Annotated in this window: 1 protein-coding gene; it reads left to right on the forward strand. The window is 64.9% G+C overall.

Features of this window, described 5'->3' with window-relative positions:
* Positions 1-37: 37 nt before the first annotated feature.
* Positions 38-919 (forward strand): esterase/lipase family protein (locus ACYVDE_RS24445; RefSeq protein ID WP_460504121.1); only part of this gene is annotated, 882 nt, incomplete at its 3' end.

Consider the following 919-nt stretch of genomic DNA (forward strand, 5'->3'; position numbering starts at 1 on the left):
GCGGGCCGGGCAGGCGCACCAGCACTTTTTCCTACCCGTGCTCAACGGCGCGCTCGGCGACGAGCTGGCCGCCCGCTTCGACCCACGCGCCATCAAAATGAGCTTCCGCCGCGGCGGCCACGACGTGGCCGTGGCCGACCTGGGCCTGAGCGAGCCGCACCAGAAAACCATCATCTACGTGCACGGCCTGATGGGTGACGAGCTCATCTGGCAAACCGGTTTCCAGGATGCCCCCGGCAGCCGCCGCTACGGCCCGCGCCTGGCCGAGGAAACCCATACCCGCGCGCTCTACCTGCGCTACAACACCGGCCTGCACCTCTCCGAAAACGGCCGCGAGCTCAACCGCCTGCTCACCGAGCTGGTGACGACCTGGCCCGACGCCATCGGCGAACTGGTGCTGGTGGGCCACAGCATGGGCGGCCTCATCATCCGCTCGGCGGGATATTATGGGCAATTGACAATGAGCAATGAGCAATTAACAATGAACAGTGGCGGTAAGCCCAGGCCGGCCGATAAAGAATTGCACATTGCTCATTCCTCATTGCCCATTGAAAAAGCTCCCTGGCTTTCCCACCTGCAGGCCGTGTTCCTCATCGGCACGCCCAACGACGGCTCGTGGCTGGAGCAGAACTCGCACTTCACGGCCCGGCTGCTCGAGCGCATCAACCTGTTCCCGACGCGGTTTCTGAGTAAGGCGCTCAACCAGCGCAGCAACGGAATCAAGGATTTGCGCTACTCGATTTTGGTGGACGAGGACTGGCAGGATGCCCACGCCAACGATTTCAGGCCGCCGCGCACGCCGGTGCCGCCGCTGCCCGGCGTGCAATACCACATTCTGATGGGCTCGTGGCTGCGCGCCACCCGGCCCTCGGCCCTGCGCGAGTATTTCGGCGACGGGCTGGTGGGCCACGGAAGCGCC

The sequence above is a fragment of the Hymenobacter agri genome (assembly GCF_054778495.1).